Source organism: Pseudomonas sp. A2 (assembly GCF_023100865.1).
GTDB classification, from domain to species: Bacteria; Pseudomonadota; Gammaproteobacteria; order Pseudomonadales; family Pseudomonadaceae; genus Aquipseudomonas; species Aquipseudomonas asiatica.
Map to the genome: position 1 here is coordinate 3,051,323 of NZ_CP039127.1, position 15,301 is coordinate 3,066,623.

The 15,301-nt window shown below is 65.3% G+C and carries 15 protein-coding genes; all 15 read left to right on the forward strand.

Features of this window, described 5'->3' with window-relative positions:
• Positions 1-4 precede the first annotated feature (4 nt).
• On the forward strand, positions 5-796 hold the full coding sequence (paaG, locus tag E5221_RS14260) for a 2-(1,2-epoxy-1,2-dihydrophenyl)acetyl-CoA isomerase PaaG (protein ID WP_015270321.1): 792 nt from the start codon (positions 5-7) through the stop codon (positions 794-796).
• Between the two features lie 2 nt (positions 797-798).
• Positions 799-2,316, forward strand: coding sequence for a 3-hydroxyacyl-CoA dehydrogenase PaaH (gene paaH, locus E5221_RS14265; RefSeq protein ID WP_247847714.1), 1,518 nt, complete (start codon positions 799-801; stop codon positions 2,314-2,316).
• Positions 2,309-2,749, forward strand: a complete 441-nt coding sequence (gene paaI, locus E5221_RS14270; RefSeq protein ID WP_023663508.1) for a hydroxyphenylacetyl-CoA thioesterase PaaI — start codon at positions 2,309-2,311, stop codon at positions 2,747-2,749. The genes paaH and paaI overlap by 8 nt, the downstream gene beginning before the upstream one ends.
• Positions 2,742-3,962, forward strand: a complete 1,221-nt coding sequence (pcaF, locus tag E5221_RS14275; RefSeq protein ID WP_247847715.1) for a 3-oxoadipyl-CoA thiolase — start codon at positions 2,742-2,744, stop codon at positions 3,960-3,962. The genes paaI and pcaF overlap by 8 nt, the downstream gene beginning before the upstream one ends.
• 121 nt (positions 3,963-4,083) lie before the next feature.
• Positions 4,084-5,403, forward strand: a complete 1,320-nt coding sequence (paaK, locus tag E5221_RS14280) for a phenylacetate--CoA ligase PaaK (protein ID WP_039613396.1) — start codon at positions 4,084-4,086, stop codon at positions 5,401-5,403.
• 258 nt (positions 5,404-5,661) lie between these two features.
• Entirely contained in the window at positions 5,662-6,651 is a 990-nt protein-coding gene (paaA, locus tag E5221_RS14285) for a 1,2-phenylacetyl-CoA epoxidase subunit PaaA (RefSeq protein ID WP_044047043.1), read from the forward strand.
• 25 nt (positions 6,652-6,676) lie between these two features.
• The gene (gene paaB, locus E5221_RS14290) at positions 6,677-6,958 is read left to right on the forward strand and encodes a 1,2-phenylacetyl-CoA epoxidase subunit PaaB (RefSeq protein ID WP_013972614.1); all 282 of its coding nucleotides are present in this window, start codon (positions 6,677-6,679) and stop codon (positions 6,956-6,958) included.
• An 8-nt stretch (positions 6,959-6,966) separates the two neighbouring features.
• Positions 6,967-7,725, forward strand: coding sequence for a 1,2-phenylacetyl-CoA epoxidase subunit PaaC (gene paaC, locus E5221_RS14295; RefSeq protein ID WP_247845836.1), 759 nt, complete (start codon positions 6,967-6,969; stop codon positions 7,723-7,725).
• Entirely contained in the window at positions 7,712-8,245 is a 534-nt protein-coding gene (paaD, locus tag E5221_RS14300; protein ID WP_247845837.1) for a 1,2-phenylacetyl-CoA epoxidase subunit PaaD, read from the forward strand. Before paaC ends, paaD begins: the two co-directional genes overlap by 14 nt.
• A 15-nt stretch (positions 8,246-8,260) precedes the next feature.
• Positions 8,261-9,337 carry a 1,2-phenylacetyl-CoA epoxidase subunit PaaE gene (gene paaE, locus E5221_RS14305; protein WP_015270328.1) on the forward strand — a complete coding sequence of 359 codons (1,077 nt, stop codon included), beginning with the start codon at positions 8,261-8,263 and terminating at the stop codon, positions 9,335-9,337.
• Positions 9,338-9,506: 169 nt separating this feature from the next.
• A complete protein-coding gene (locus tag E5221_RS14310; protein WP_247845838.1) occupies positions 9,507-9,815 on the forward strand; it encodes a DUF485 domain-containing protein in 309 nt (102 codons plus the stop codon).
• Complete coding sequence (locus E5221_RS14315; protein ID WP_247845839.1) at positions 9,812-11,374, forward strand: cation acetate symporter; 1,563 nt, start codon at positions 9,812-9,814, stop codon at positions 11,372-11,374. The genes E5221_RS14310 and E5221_RS14315 overlap by 4 nt, the downstream gene beginning before the upstream one ends.
• 40 nt (positions 11,375-11,414) lie before the next feature.
• A complete protein-coding gene (locus E5221_RS14320) occupies positions 11,415-12,647 on the forward strand; it encodes an OprD family porin (RefSeq protein WP_247845840.1) in 1,233 nt (410 codons plus the stop codon).
• Between the two features lie 29 nt (positions 12,648-12,676).
• Entirely contained in the window at positions 12,677-14,728 is a 2,052-nt protein-coding gene (gene paaZ, locus E5221_RS14325) for a phenylacetic acid degradation bifunctional protein PaaZ (RefSeq protein WP_247845841.1), read from the forward strand.
• 156 nt (positions 14,729-14,884) lie between these two features.
• Positions 14,885-15,055, forward strand: a complete 171-nt coding sequence (locus tag E5221_RS14330; RefSeq protein ID WP_155252250.1) for a hypothetical protein — start codon at positions 14,885-14,887, stop codon at positions 15,053-15,055.
• The last annotated feature ends 246 nt before the right edge of the window (positions 15,056-15,301 follow it).

Sequence of the window (15,301 nt, forward strand, 5' to 3'; positions counted from 1 at the left end):
TGTCATGACTTTCCAGCACATCCTGTTTTCCATCGAGGACGGCGTCGCCCTCCTCTCGTTGAATCGCCCCGAGCAGCTGAACAGCTTCAATACCGCCATGCACCTGGAAGTGCGCGAGGCGCTCAAGCAAGTACGCCAGAGCAGCGAAGCCAGGGTGTTGTTGCTGACTGCCGAAGGCCGGGGTTTCTGCGCCGGCCAGGACCTGTCCGATCGCAACGTCGCCCCGGGTGCCGAGATGCCGGACCTGGGCGAATCGATCGACAAGTTCTACAACCCGCTGGTGCGCACCCTGCGCGACCTGCCGCTGCCGGTGATCTGTGCGGTGAACGGCGTGGCAGCCGGTGCCGGTGCCAACATCCCGCTGGCCTGCGACCTGGTGCTGGCGGCCCGCTCGGCCAGCTTCATCCAGGCCTTCTGCAAGATCGGCCTGGTACCCGACTCCGGCGGCACCTGGCTGCTGCCGCGCCTGGTCGGCATGGCACGGGCCAAGGCTCTGGCCATGCTGGGCGAGCGCCTGGGCGCCGAACAGGCCCAGCAATGGGGGCTGATCCACCGCGTGGTGGACGATGCCGCGCTGCGCGACGAAGCCCTCACCCTCGCCCGCCAGCTCGCCACCCAGCCCACTTACGGCCTGGCCCTGATCAAGCGCAGCCTGAACGCCAGCTTCGACAACGGTTTCGATGAACAGCTGGAGCTGGAGCGCGACCTACAGCGCCTGGCCGGGCGCAGCGAGGACTATCGCGAAGGCGTGAGTGCCTTCATGAACAAGCGCACGCCGGCATTCAAGGGGCGTTGATCATGAGCGCACTCGCAAGCAATGCCCAAGTGGCGGTGATCGGTGCAGGCGCCATGGGCGCAGGCATCGCCCAGGTTGCGGCCCAGGCCGGCCACCCGGTAAAGCTCTACGACAACCGCCCGGGCGCTGCCGCCCAGGCGGTGGCCGGCATAGACCGGCAACTTGCCCGCCTGGTGGAAAAAGGCAAGATGCAGGCTGCCGAACGGGAAACCATAAGCGCCCGGCTGTGCCCGGTAGACGCCCTCGAAGCCCTGGCCGATGCTCACCTGGTGATAGAGGCCATCGTCGAGAACCTGCAGGTCAAGCAGGCGCTGTTCAGCCAGCTGGAAGCCTTGTGCGCCACCGACTGCATACTCGCCAGCAACACTTCGTCGCTGTCCATCACCAGCCTCGCCGCCGGGCTGCAACGCCCGCACCAGGTGGTTGGCATGCACTTCTTCAACCCGGCGCCGCTGATGGCCCTGGTCGAAGTGGTCTCGGGCCTGGCCACCGCCCCGGCTGTTGCCGCGTGCATTCATGCCACCGCCCAGGCCTGGGGCAAGCAGCCGGTGCACACGCGCTCCACGCCGGGCTTCATCGTCAACCGCGTGGCGCGGCCGTTCTACGCCGAAAGCCTGCGCCTGCTGCAGGAAGGCGCAGCCGATTGCGCCAGCCTCGATGCGCTGCTGCGTGATGCCGGTGGTTTCCGCATGGGCGCATTCGAACTCACCGACCTGATCGGCCACGATGTCAATTACGCCGTTACCTGTTCGGTCTTCGATGCGTTCTATGGCGACTTCCGCTTCCAGCCTTCGCTGGTGCAAAAAGAACTGGTGGACGCGGGCCGCCTCGGGCGCAAGACCGGCCAAGGCTTCTATAGCTATGCCGAAGGCGCCGAACGCCCGCAGCCAGCCGAACTGCATAGCCCCGCCATAGTCGATGCCTGCGTCGTCGAAGGCGACCTGGGGGTGATGCAGCCGCTGGTCGAACGCCTGCGCCAAAGCGGCGTCGCCGTGACCCAACGCGCCGGCAGCGGCCTGATCCAGGTGGGCGATGCCACCCTGGCGTTGTCCGATGGCCGCCTGGCCAGCCAGCGCGCCCGGGAAGACGGCCTGCGCAATCTGGTGCTGCTCGACCTGGCCCTGGACTACGGCACCGCCACCCGCCTCGCCATCAGTTGGTCGGCCGACACCAGCGACAACGCTCGCGACCAGGCGGTGGCCTTGCTGCGGCGTGCCGGCCTGAAGGTAACGGCGGTCGCCGACCTGCCCGGCCTGGTGGTGCTGCGTACCGTGGCGATGCTCGCCAACGAGGCCGCCGATGCCGTACTGCAAGGTGTCGGCAGCGCCGCCGACATCGACCTGGCCATGCGCGCCGGCGTCAACTACCCCTGCGGCCCGCTGGCCTGGGCCGCGAACCTCGGCATCCCCCACACCCTGCGCGTGCTCGACAACCTGCAGCGCAGCTACGGCGAGAGCCGCTACCGCCCTTCCCTGCTGTTACGCCGCTGCGAAGCCAAAGGAGGCACCCTGCATGACTGAAGTGGAACTGGCACAAGCCTGTGCCGAGGCCATGTATGCCCGCGACCAGGCCACCCAGGGCCTGGGCATCCGCCTGCTGGAAGCCGGCCCGGGCCAGGCATGCCTGCGCATGCCGGTACGCGCCGACATGATCCAGGGGCATGGCACCTGCCATGGCGGCTTCCTGTTCGCCCTGGCCGACTCGGCATTTGCCTTCGCCTGCAACAGCCACGACCAGGCCACCGTCGCCCTGGGCTGCAGCATCGACTACCTGGCCCCGGCGCTGCGCGATGACGTGCTTACCGCCTGCGCCAGCGAGGTCAGCCGCAAGGGCCGCACCGGCCTGTACCACGTCCGCATCGAGAACCAGCGCGGTGAGCTGGTGGCGATGTTCCATGGCAAATCCTACAAAGTGCGCGGCACCGTGCTGGCGCAGGAGACGCAAGATGACTGAACACACCCTGGCCGATGCCTTGATCATCGACGCCGTACGCACCCCCATCGGCCGATATGCCGGCGCCTTGAGCGGCGTGCGCGCCGATGACCTGGCCGCCATCCCGCTCAAGGCCCTGATCCAGCGCCACCCCGAACTGGACTGGAAAGCCATCGACGACGTCATCCTCGGCTGTGCCAACCAGGCTGGCGAGGACAACCGCAACGTCGCGCACATGGCCAGCTTGCTGGCCGGGCTGCCGATCGAAGTGCCGGGCACCACCATCAACCGCCTTTGTGGCTCCGGCCTGGACGCCATCGGCAATGCGGCCCGCGCCCTGCGCTGCGGCGAAGCCGGGCTGATGCTGGCCGGCGGCGTGGAGTCGATGTCACGCGCGCCGTTCGTCATGGGCAAGTCGGAGCAGGCGTTCGGCCGTGCGGCCGAACTGTTCGACACCACCATCGGCTGGCGTTTCGTCAACCCGCTGATGAAGGCGGCCTTCGGCACCGACTCGATGCCGGAAACGGCCGAGAACGTTGCGCAGCAGTTTGGTATTTCCCGCGCCGAACAGGACGCCTTTGCCCTGCGTAGCCAGCACAAGGCCGCTGCCGCCCAGGCACGCGGGCGCCTGGCACAGGAAATCGTGCCGGTCGAGATCCCGCAGCGCAAAGGGCCGGCCAAAGTGGTCGAGCACGACGAACATCCCCGCGGCGACACCACCCTCGAGCAACTGGCCAGGCTGGGTACCCCGTTCCGTGAGGGAGGTAGCGTCACCGCTGGCAATGCTTCCGGGGTCAATGATGGCGCTTGCGCCCTGCTGCTCGCCAGTAGCGCCGCCGCTCGCCGCCATGGCCTGAAGGCTCGCGGCCGCATCGTCGGCATGGCGGTGGCCGGGGTCGAACCACGGCTGATGGGCATCGGCCCGGTACCGGCTACCCGCAAGGTGCTGGAGCTTGTCGGGCTGTCGCTGGCCGACATGGACGTCATCGAACTCAACGAGGCTTTTGCCGCTCAGGGCCTTGCGGTACTGCGCGAGCTCGGCCTGGCCGACGACGACGCGCGGGTCAACCGCAACGGCGGTGCCATCGCCCTTGGCCACCCGTTGGGCATGAGCGGTGCACGCCTGGTCACCACCGCGTTGCACGAGCTGGAAGAAACCGCCGGACGCTACGCCCTGTGCACCATGTGCATCGGCGTTGGCCAAGGCATCGCGATGGTCATCGAACGCCTCTGAGCGGCTCAGACCATCGGCTTGTTACCGAACCGAACGCAGCCGTATATGCTGCTTCCATGACACTCACAACGCGGCCTGCAACCGGTACCGCGCGGCGTACAAGAACAATTCGAGTGAAGCCATGAACATGTACCATGATGCCGATCGTGCCCTGCTGGACCCGATGGAAACCGCCAGTGTCGACGCCCTGCGCCAGCACCAGCTGGAGCGCCTGCGCTGGAGCCTGAAGCACGCCTACGACAACGTACCGCTGTACCGCCAGCGCTTTGCCGAGTGCGGTGCCCACCCCGACGACCTCAAGTGCCTGGAAGACCTGGCGAAGTTCCCCTTCACTGGCAAGAACGACCTGCGCGACAACTACCCCTATGGCATGTTCGCCGTGCCCCAGCAAGAGGTGGTGCGCCTGCACGCCTCCAGTGGCACCACCGGCAAGCCGACGGTGGTGGGCTACACCCAGAACGACATCGACACCTGGGCCAATGTGGTCGCCCGCTCGATCCGCGCCGCGGGTGGGCGCAAGGGGGACAAGGTGCATGTCTCCTACGGCTACGGCCTGTTCACCGGCGGGCTTGGCGCGCATTACGGTGCCGAGCGCCTGGGCTGCACGGTGATCCCCATGTCCGGTGGCCAGACCGAGAAGCAGGTGCAGCTGATTCGTGACTTCCAGCCCGACATCATCATGGTCACCCCCTCCTACATGCTCAACCTGGCCGACGAGATCGAGCGCCAGGGCATCGACCCGCAAGACCTCAAGCTGCGCCTGGGCATATTCGGCGCAGAGCCGTGGACCGACGAGCTGCGCCGCTCTATCGAGCAACGGCTGGGCATCGATGCCCTCGACATTTATGGCCTGTCGGAAATCATGGGGCCTGGAGTGGCGATGGAGTGCCTCGAAACCAAGGATGGCCCGACCATCTGGGAGGACCATTTCTACCCCGAGATCATCGACCCGGTCACCGGTGCGGTACTGCCGGACGGCCAGCTGGGCGAACTGGTGTTCACCTCGCTGAGCAAGGAAGCGTTGCCCATGGTGCGCTACCGCACCCGCGACCTCACTCGCCTGCTGCCCGGTACCGCCAGGCCAATGCGGCGGATCGGCAAGATCACCGGCCGCAGCGATGACATGCTGATCATTCGCGGGGTCAACGTGTTCCCGACCCAGATCGAGGAGCAGGTGCTAAAAATAAAACAGCTTTCCGAGCTTTATGAGATTCATCTGTATCGCAATGGCAACCTCGACAGTGTAGAGGTGCATGTGGAACTGCGTGCGGAGTGCCAGCACCTTGATGAAGGCCAGCGCAAGCTGTTGACCGGGGAGCTGACCAAGCAGATCAAGACCTATATCGGCATCAGCACCCAGGTGCGCTTGCAGCCCTGCGGCACGCTCAAGCGTTCCGAGGGCAAGGCCTGCCACGTGTTCGACAAACGGTTGGCCAGCTGATTCATTCGGCTGCCTTTTCGGCCCCGGCATCGTCCGGGGCTTTTTTTTGCTTTTTTTCGGCTGGCCTCTTCGCGGGTAAACCCGCTCCCACAGGAATTGCATGATGCCTGGGGGCTGCACATGACCTGTGGGAGCGGGTTTACCCGCGAAAGGGCCGCCGATGTGATACACAAATCTCATGCGATACACATAAAACTGTTTGACGTTATGTTTTGTATCGCTTACAAATGACTCATGCCTTAGCAGGAGTCGGAACACATGTACGCACAGCTAGTGGAAACCGGAGTCAAGCGCGTCAAGTCGCTGGAAGAGATGTCGCCCGAGGAGCGCAACTTCCAGGAAAAGATCGACGCCGAAATCAAGATCGAAGCCAAGAACTGGATGCCCGAGGCCTACCGCCAGACCCTGATCCGGCAGATCTCCCAGCACGCCCACTCGGAAATCGTCGGCATGCTGCCCGAAGGCAACTGGGTCACCCGTGCCCCCAGCCTCAAGCGCAAGCTGCAGCTGATGGCCAAGATCCAGGACGAAGCCGGCCACGGCCTGTACCTGTACAGCGCCATGGAAACCCTGGGCGCCGACCGTGATGAGGAAATCGCCAAGCTGCACAGCGGCAAGGCCAAGTACTCGAGCATCTTCAACTACCCCACCCTCAGCTGGGCCGACATGGGCGCAGTGGGCTGGCTGGTGGACGGCGCCGCCATCGTCAACCAGGTGGTGCTGCAGCGCACCTCCTACGGCCCGTATTCACGCGCGATGATCCGCATCTGCAAGGAAGAGAGCTTCCACCAGCGCCAGGGCTACGAAATCCTTCTGACCATGATGCGCCACGGTACCCAGGCCCAGCGCGACATGGTTCAGGATGCGATCAACCGCCTGTGGTGGCCGGCACTGATGATGTTCGGCCCCAGCGACGAGCACTCCCCCAACAGCGCCCAGTCCATGGCCTGGAAGATCAAGCGCCAGACCAACGATGAACTGCGCCAGCGCTTCATCGACCAGACCGTGCCGCAGCTCGAGCTACTCGGCTGCACCGCCCCCGACCCCGAGCTGAAGTGGAATGCCGAGCGCGGCCATTACGACTTCGGCGATATCCAGTGGGACGAATTCTACGAAGTGATCAAGGGCAATGGCCCGTGCAACCAGGAACGTGTCGCCACCCGGCGCAAGGCCATCGAGGACGGCGCCTGGGTACGCGAGGCCGCCGTGGCCTACGCGCGCAAGCAACAGAACAAGAACGCCGCCTGAGCGGCGATTGATGCGGAGATCGAAAATGTCTGTCTGGACCCTCTACGAAGTGTTCGTGCGCAGCAAGCACGGCCTTAACCACAAGCATGTCGGCAGCGTGCACGCCGCCGATGCCGCCATGGCCATCGAAAACGCCCGCGAGCTGTACACCCGCCGCAGCGAAGGCGTCAGCCTGTGGGTGGTGCCCTCGGCACTGATCACCGCCTCTTCCCCGGACGAGAAAGACCCGCTGTTCGCCCCTGCGGACGACAAGGTCTACCGCCATGCCAGCTTCTACGAACTGCCCGACGAAGTCGGACACATGTGAGGTTGGCCATGCACAACGAAACCCTTGTCCCCTACCTGCTGCTGCTCGGCGACAGTGCCCTGGTGCAGGGCCAGCGCCTCTGCGAATGGTGTGGCCGCGCCCCGGCCATCGAAGAAGAACTGGCCCTGATGAACGTCGGCCTCGACCTGGTAGGCCAGGCGCGCAACTGGCTGGAGTACGCCGCCGAGCTGCTCGATGATGGCCGTGACGCCGACGCCCTGGCCTTCCGCCGTGACGAGCGCGCCTATCGCAACCTGTTGCTGGTCGAGCAGCCCAACGGCGATTTCGCGGTGACCATGACCAAACAGTTCTTCTATGACGCCTGGCATTTCGCCGTGCTTCAGGGCCTGATCGGCTCGAACGACGAGCGTATCGCCGGTATTGCCGCCAAGGCCCTGAAGGAAGTCACCTACCACCTGCGCCGCTCCAGCGAGTGGGTGCAACGCCTGGGCGGTGGCACCGAAGAAAGCCGCCAACGCATGCTCGCGGCCATCCCGGCACTGTGGCGCTTCACCGTCGAACTGGCCGCCGGTAGCGACAATGAAGTGCACCTGGCGCAAGCGGGTATCGCCGCCGACCCCGCTGCCGTCGGCGCGGCCTGGCTCAAGCAGGTTGGCGAGACCTTCGCTTCGGTCGAACTGCCGTTGCCCAAGGCCGCCAGCCACTTCTACCTGGACGGCCGCAAAGGCCTGCACACCGAGCACCTGGGCCTGCTGCTGGCCGAGATGCAGTTCCTGCCAAGGGCGTACCCCGATGCAACCTGGTGAGCTGATTGCCGGCGACCGTGGCGCCCGCGCGCCACGCGGCGATGACCTGGCCCGGGCCTGGGCGGTACTGGCCCAGGTCATGGACCCGGAAGTGCCCGTGGTCAGCGTGGTCGACCTGGGCATCGTGCGCGACCTCGACTGGCGCGCCGGGCACCTGCACCTGGTCGTCACACCGACCTACTCCGGCTGCCCTGCCACCGAGGTGATCGAAGGGGATATCCGCCAGGCGCTGGAGCAGGCCGGCTTCTCCGCGCCGCTGCTCGAGCGCCGGCTGACCCCGGCCTGGAGCACCGACTGGATCAGCGAACTGGGCCGCGAGCGCCTGCGCGCCTACGGCATCGCCCCGCCACAGGGCAGCACCAGCAAACGCAGCCTGCTCGGCGAGGCGCCGCAGGTGTGCTGCCCGCAGTGCGGCAGCGCCCATACCGAATTGCTCAGCCAGTTCGGCTCCACGGCTTGCAAGGCGCTTTACCGCTGCCGCGAGTGCCTGGAGCCGTTCGACTATTTCAAATGCATTTGAGCCGTGGAGAACGCCATGAGCCAGTTTCACAGCCTGACCATCAAGCAAGTGCGCAACGAGACCCGCGATGCGGTGTCGATTGCCTTCGACGTGCCCGAGCACCTGCAGGCGCAGTTCCGTTTCACCCAGGGCCAGTATCTGGTCATGCGCACCCACCTGGATAACGAAGAAGTCCGCCGCTCCTATTCCATCTGCAGCGCCGTGCAGGATGGCGAACTGCGTGTGGCGGTGAAGCGCGTGCCAGGCGGGCGCTTCTCGGCATTTGCCAACGACGTGCTCAAGGCAGGCCAGCAACTGGAAGTGATGCCGCCGTCGGGCAGCTTTTTCGTGCCACTGGAGCCGGCCCGCCAGGGCAACTACCTGGGCGTGGCTGCCGGCAGCGGCATCACGCCGATCCTGTCGATCATCGCCACTACCTTGGCCAGCGAGCCGCACAGCCGCTTCACCCTGCTGTACGGCAACCGCTCAAGCTCCGGCGCACTGTTCCGCGACAAGCTGGAAGACCTGAAGAACCGTTACCTCGACCGCCTGAACCTGATTTTCGTGTTCAGCCGCGAGCAGCAGGATGTCGACCTGTACAACGGCCGCATCGATGCCGACAAGTGCGGCCAGTTGTTCTCGCGCTGGATGGACGTTGCCAATCTGGACGCTGCATTCATCTGCGGCCCACAGGCGATGACCGAGACGGTGCGCGACAGCCTGCAGGCCAATGGCCTGGCCAAGGACCGTATCCATTTCGAGCTGTTCGCTGCAGCCGGCAGCGAAGCCCGCCGGGAGGCCCGCGAGGCGGCGCGCCAGGTGGATTCGGCGCTCAGTCACATCACCGTGATCAGCGACGGCCGCGCGCTTACCTTCGACCTGCCACGCAATACCCAGAACGTGCTGGACGCCGGCAATGCAATCGGCGCCGAACTGCCGTACTCGTGCAAGGCCGGCGTGTGCTCGACCTGCAAGTGCCGGGTAATCGAGGGCGAGGTGGAGATGGACAGCAACCATGCCCTGGAGGATTACGAAGTGGCGGCCGGGTATGTGCTGTCGTGCCAGACCTACCCGGTGAGCGACAAGGTGGTGCTCGATTTCGACCAGCTCTGAGACCGCGTCGCCTGCTTCGCGGGCGCGCCCGCTCCCACAGGGATAGCACAAGTCTCAAGCACGCCGCCGCACCTGTGGGAGCGGGCATGCCCGCGAAGAGGCCCTAAGCAACACCGCAACACCCGCGTGACCTCAACAAAACAATTACAACACCCAGAGATCGCAACCCATGACACCCGAACGCATCGAAAGCATCGCCAACCACCCCGACTTCCAGCACCTGGTGCAGCGCAAACGCCGCCTCAACGGCAGCCTGACCCTGGCCATGCTGGTGATCTACTACGGCTTCGTCCTGCTGGTGGCGTTTTCCCCCAGCATCCTCGGCCAGTCCCTCAGCGGTGGCGTGACCACCGTTGGCATGCTGGTGGGCGTGCTGATGGTACTGCTGTCCTTCGCCTTGACCGGCATCTACGTGCACCGCGCCAACAACGTGCTCGACCCGCTCAACGACAAGGTCAAGCAGGAGTGCGCACAATGAACTGGACTGCCATCTCGATGTTCATGGTGTTCGTCTGCTTCACCCTGCTGGTCACCCGCTGGGCTGCCATGCGCACCCGCTCGGCCAGCGATTTCTACACCGCCGGCGGGGGCCTGACCGGCATGCAGAACGGCTTGGCGATCGCCGGCGACATGATCAGCGCCGCCTCGTTCCTGGGCATTTCGGCAATGATGTTCATGAACGGCTATGACGGCCTGCTGTATGCCCTGGGCGTACTGGCCGGCTGGCCGATCATCCTGTTCCTGATCGCCGAGCGCCTGCGCAACCTGGGCAAGTACACCTTCGCCGACGTGGTCAGCTACCGCCTGGCGCAAACCCCGGTGCGCCTGACCTCGGCCTTCGGCACCCTGGTGGTGGCGCTGATGTACCTGGTGGCACAGATGGTCGGTGCCGGCAAGCTGATCGAACTGCTGTTCGGCATCAGCTACCTGTACGCGGTGATGCTGGTCGGTGTGCTGATGGTCGCCTACGTCACTTTCGGCGGCATGCTCGCCACCACCTGGGTGCAGATTATCAAGGCGGTGATGCTGCTGTCGGGCACCAGCTTCATGGCCTTCATGGTGCTAAAGCATTTCGGCTTCAGCACCGAGGCGATGTTCGCCAGTGCCGTGGCCGTGCATGCCAAGGGCCAGGCGATCATGGCCCCGGGCGGCCTGCTGTCCAACCCGGTGGATGCCATTTCCCTGGGCCTGGGCATGATGTTCGGTACTGCCGGCCTGCCGCATATCCTGATGCGCTTCTTCACCGTCAGCGATGCCAAGGAAGCGCGCAAGAGCGTGTTCTATGCCACCGGGTTCATCGGTTACTTCTACCTGCTGCTGATCGTCATCGGCTTTGGTGCGATCGTCATGGTCGGCACCGAACCGTCCTACCGTGATGCCACCGGCGCCATTATCGGCGGCGGCAACATGGTCGCCGTGCACCTTGCCCAGGCCGTAGGTGGCAATCTGTTCCTCGGCTTCATCTCCGCCGTGGCCTTCGCCACCATCCTGGCAGTGGTCGCGGGCCTGGCGCTGTCCGGTGCATCGGCGGTTTCCCACGACCTGTATGCCTGCGTGGTGCGCCAGGGCAAGGCCAGTGAACAGGAGGAAATGCGCGTGTCGCGTATCGCCACGCTGCTGATCGGCCTGCTGGCGGTAATCCTCGGCCTGATGTTCGAGTCGCAGAACATCGCCTTCCTCTCGGGGCTGGTGCTGGCCGTGGCCGCCTCGGTCAACTTCCCGGTGCTGCTGCTTTCGATGTTCTGGAAAGGCCTGACCACCCGCGGCGCAGTGTGCGGCAGCATGGCCGGCCTGGTTTCGGCGGTACTGCTGGTGGTACTGGGCCCGGCGGTGTGGGTCAACGTGCTGCGTCACGAAACGGCGCTGTTCCCCTACAGCAACCCGGCACTGTTCTCCATGAGCCTGGCCTTCCTCGGCGCCTGGGTGTTCTCGGTTACTGACAGCTCCGAACGCGCCAACCAGGAACGTGGCCGCTACCTGGCCCAGTTCATCCGTTCCATGACCGGAATCGGCGCCGCCGGCGCCAGCAAGCACTGACTCTCAGGGAAGAACAACCATGTCGGGTAAAACAACAACAATGAACCGCACGCACTTCATTTCGGCCGCCTGGCTGGCGACCCTCGCCCTGCCGATGCCGGCGATGGCAGACTTCATCGGCGACAGCCACGCCCGGTTGGAGCTGCGCAACCATTACCTCAACCGCGACTTCCGCCAAAGCAATGCACCGCAGGCCAAGGCCGAGGAATGGGGCCAGGGCTTTACCGCCAAGCTGGAGTCGGGCTTCACCGAAGGCCCGGTCGACTTTGGTGTCGACGCCATGGGCCAACTGGGCATCAAGCTCGACTCCAGCCGCGACCGGCGCAATACTGGCCTGCTGCCTTTCGGCCCGAACAGCCATGAACCGGTCGACGACTACAGCGAACTGGGCCTGACCGGCAAGTTGCGGGTGGCCAAGAGCACCCTGCGCCTGGGGACCTTGCAACCGATCCTGCCGGTGGTGGTGTACAACGACACCCGCCTGCTGGCCTCCACCTTCCAGGGTGGCCTGCTCACCAGCCAGGACCTGGCCGGCCTGACCTTCAACGCCGGCCGCCTGACCAAGGCCAACCTGCGTGATTCCTCGGGCCGCGACGACATCGGCTACGGCGCCGCCAGCAGCGACCACCTGGACTTCGGCGGCGGCAGCTACGCCATCACCCCGCAAACCAGCGTCAGTTACTACTACGCCAAGCTCGAAGACATCTACCGCCAGCAGTTCGTCGGCCTGATCGATACCCGCCCGCTGGGCGAAGGCCTGAGCCTGCGCACCGACCTGCGCTACTTCGACAGCCGCAACGACGGCGCCGAGCGTGCCGGCAACATCGACAACCGCAACTTCAACGCCATGTTCACCCTTGGCGTACGGGCCCACAAGTTCACCGCCGCCTGGCAGCAGATGTCCGGCGACAGTGCCTTCCCGTTCGTGAACGGCGGCGACCCGTTCACCGTCAACCTGGTCACCTACAACACCTTCACCCGCGCCGGGCTGGACTCGTGGCAGGTGCGCTACGACTACGACTTCGTCGCCATGGGTATCCCCGGCCTGAGCTTCATGACCCGCTACACCGATGGCCGCCACGCCGAGACCGCCACCGTCAGCAATGGCCGTGAGCGTGAGCGCGACACCGACATCACCTATGTCATCCAGAGCGGCCCGTTCAAGGACGTCAGCCTGCGCTGGCGCAACGTCACCTTCCGTTCCGGCAATGGCCTGACCAACGCCGTGGACGAAAACCGCCTGATCATCGGCTACACCGTGGCGCTGTGGTAACAGCGCCCCCCTCTACATTGGAGAACAGCATGTCTGCCGCCCCTACCCTGCAAAGCTTCATCGCCGGCCGCTGGCTTGGCCAGCACGGCGCCCAGGCCCTGCGTAGCGCCCTGGATGGCCACGTCCTGGCCTACAGCCACCAAGAGCGCCCGGATTTCGCCGAGGCCGTGGACTTTGCCCGCGCCCGTGGCCTGGCCACGCTGATGGCCATGGACTTCCAGCAACGCGCTGCCCGCCTTAAGGCACTGGCCCTGTACCTGGCCGAGCGCAAGGAGCAGCTCTACGCCCTGTCCCACCACAGCGGTGCCACCCGTGCCGACAGCTGGATCGACATCGAAGGCGGCAACGCCACGCTGTTCTCCTATGCGGGTATCGGCAGCCGTGAGCTGCCGTCGGGCAATCTGGTGCACGAAGGCCCGGCCATCCCGCTGGGCAAGCAAGGCCATTTCGCCGGCAGCCACATCCTGGTGCCGCGCGCCGGCGTGGCGGTGCACATCAACGCCTTCAACTTCCCCATCTGGGGCATGCTGGAGAAGTTCGCCCCGACCTTCCTGGCCGGCATGCCGTGCATCGTCAAGCCGGCGACCTCGACCAGCTACCTGACCGAGGCCGTGGTGCGGCTGATGAATGCATCCGGGCTGTTGCCCGAAGGCAGCCTGCAGCTGGTGATCGGCAGCACCGGCGACCTGCTCGACCGCCTGCAAGGCCAGGACGTGGTGACCTTCACCGGCTCCGCAGACACCGCCGCCAAGTTGCGCGTCACGCCGAACCTGGTGCGCAACTCGGTGCCGTTCACCGCCGAAGCCGATTCGCTCAACTGCGCCATCCTCGGCCCGGACGTGACCCCGGACAGCGAAGAGTTCGACCTGTATATCAAAGAGGTGGTCCGCGAAATGACCACCAAGGCCGGGCAGAAGTGCACCGCCATCCGCCGCGCCATTGTACCGGCCAAACACATCGACGCGGTTGCCACGCGCCTGCGCGAGCGGCTGGCCAAGGTGGTGGTCGGTGACCCGTCGCTGGAAGGCGTGCGCATGGGCGCCCTGGCCTCCCACGACCAGCAGCACGATGTGGCCGAGCGAGTGCGCAGCCTGCTGCAGAGCTGCGACCAGCTGTTCGGTGCCAGCGATGGCTTTGCGCCGCGTGGCGAGGGCGTGGCCGAGGGCGCGTTCTTTGCTCCGACCTTGCTGCAGGCCCGTGACCCGCATGCCGAAGGCGGTGCCCACGATATCGAAGCGTTCGGCCCGGTCAGCACGCTGATGGCCTATGACGACCTCGATGAAGCCCTGGCGCTGGCCGCGCGGGGCAAAGGCAGCCTGGTGGCGACCCTGGTCACCGCCGACCGCAGCGTGGCAGCCAAGGCCATTCCAGTGGCTGCCGCCTGGCACGGCCGCCTGCTGGTACTCGACAGCGAGGCGGCCAAGGAATCCACCGGGCATGGCTCGCCATTGCCGCAACTCAAGCACGGCGGCCCGGGCCGCGCTGGTGGTGGTGAAGAGCTGGGTGGCCTGCGTGCCGTCAAGCACTACCTGCAGCGTGCCGCTGTACAGGGTTCGCCAAGCATGCTCACGGCGGTAACCGGCGAATACGTGCGCGGTGGCGAAGTGATCGAAACCGAAGTACACCCGTTCCGCCGCTATTTCGAGCAGTTGCGCATCGGCGAGTCGCTGCTCACCCACCGGCGCACCGTGACCGAAGCCGACCTGGTCAACTTCGGTTGCCTGTCGGGTGACCATTTCTACATGCACTTCGACGAGATCGCCGCCAAGGAATCGCAGTTCGGCAAGCGCATCGCCCACGGCTATTTCGTGTTGTCGGCAGCAGCCGGGCTGTTCGTCTCCCCAGGTGCAGGCCCGGTACTGGCCAACTACGGCCTGGATACCCTGCGTTTCATCAACCCGGTCGGCATCGGCGACACCATCCAGGCGCGCCTGACCTGCAAGCGCAAGATCGACCAGGGCAAGACCAGCCCGCTGGGCCAGCCCCAAGGCGTGGTGGCGTGGGATGTGGAGGTGACCAACCAACTGGGCGAGCTGGTCGCCAGCTACGACATTCTCACCCTGGTGCTGAAACAGCCCTGACAGTGCCGTTGGTCAGGGGCGGTGGATATCCAACCGACCTCCCCTGGCTGTTGCCGCTCTCATTCAATGAGGGGTGGTCAATGGCTTCGCCTCTCACTCCTGTATTGGGCCCGCCTGATCGCGGGCCTTTTTTTTATCGAGAGCGAGGGTTGCGAGATGAAAGAGTTTACTGCGATGGGTGGCGGCAGCGCACAGGATGACTGGCCGGAGCTCGAGCCGGACCGGCGCAATGACCGGGCAGATGACCCGGATGCCGACCCCAATGTGACTGATGACGAAGAAAACCGCCCGGGCGTGCCGGCCAGCGACCCCGAGTCCGGTGCCTAGACGGCCTGCGCGTACCTGTAGAAGCGGCTTTAGCCGCGAAGAATCCAACGCGGTGCATGGCACCGGCTGCGCCGGTGTTCGCGGGCGCGCCCGCTCCCGCAGGTAGGGCGCACTCCTTGAACTGGTGATGTCCCTGTGGGAGATTGCCCAGCCCTTTGGGCTGCGCTGTCGCGCAGAGAACCAATATCGCTCGTCTGACGCGTCCTTTGTAGGAGCAGCCTTGTGCTGCGAAGAGGCCGGTACAGC

Bases quoted from the DNA above. Each gene is read 5' to 3' on its own strand.
- pcaF (WP_247847715.1), top strand. From the start codon at position 2,742: ATGACTGAACACACCCTGGCCGATGCCTTGATCATCGACGCCGTACGC.
- paaH (WP_247847714.1), top strand. From the start codon at position 799: ATGAGCGCACTCGCAAGCAATGCCCAAGTGGCGGTGATCGGTGCAGGC.
- paaD (WP_247845837.1), top strand. From the start codon at position 7,712: ATGCAACCTGGTGAGCTGATTGCCGGCGACCGTGGCGCCCGCGCGCCA.
- paaK (WP_039613396.1), top strand. From the start codon at position 4,084: ATGAACATGTACCATGATGCCGATCGTGCCCTGCTGGACCCGATGGAA.
- paaC (WP_247845836.1), top strand. From the start codon at position 6,967: ATGCACAACGAAACCCTTGTCCCCTACCTGCTGCTGCTCGGCGACAGT.
- paaZ (WP_247845841.1), top strand. From the start codon at position 12,677: ATGTCTGCCGCCCCTACCCTGCAAAGCTTCATCGCCGGCCGCTGGCTT.
- paaG (WP_015270321.1), top strand. From the start codon at position 5: ATGACTTTCCAGCACATCCTGTTTTCCATCGAGGACGGCGTCGCCCTC.
- E5221_RS14320 (WP_247845840.1), top strand. From the start codon at position 11,415: ATGAACCGCACGCACTTCATTTCGGCCGCCTGGCTGGCGACCCTCGCC.
- E5221_RS14315 (WP_247845839.1), top strand. From the start codon at position 9,812: ATGAACTGGACTGCCATCTCGATGTTCATGGTGTTCGTCTGCTTCACC.
- paaI (WP_023663508.1), top strand. From the start codon at position 2,309: ATGACTGAAGTGGAACTGGCACAAGCCTGTGCCGAGGCCATGTATGCC.
- E5221_RS14330 (WP_155252250.1), top strand. From the start codon at position 14,885: ATGAAAGAGTTTACTGCGATGGGTGGCGGCAGCGCACAGGATGACTGG.
- E5221_RS14310 (WP_247845838.1), top strand. From the start codon at position 9,507: ATGACACCCGAACGCATCGAAAGCATCGCCAACCACCCCGACTTCCAG.
- paaB (WP_013972614.1), top strand. From the start codon at position 6,677: ATGTCTGTCTGGACCCTCTACGAAGTGTTCGTGCGCAGCAAGCACGGC.
- paaA (WP_044047043.1), top strand. From the start codon at position 5,662: ATGTACGCACAGCTAGTGGAAACCGGAGTCAAGCGCGTCAAGTCGCTG.
- paaE (WP_015270328.1), top strand. From the start codon at position 8,261: ATGAGCCAGTTTCACAGCCTGACCATCAAGCAAGTGCGCAACGAGACC.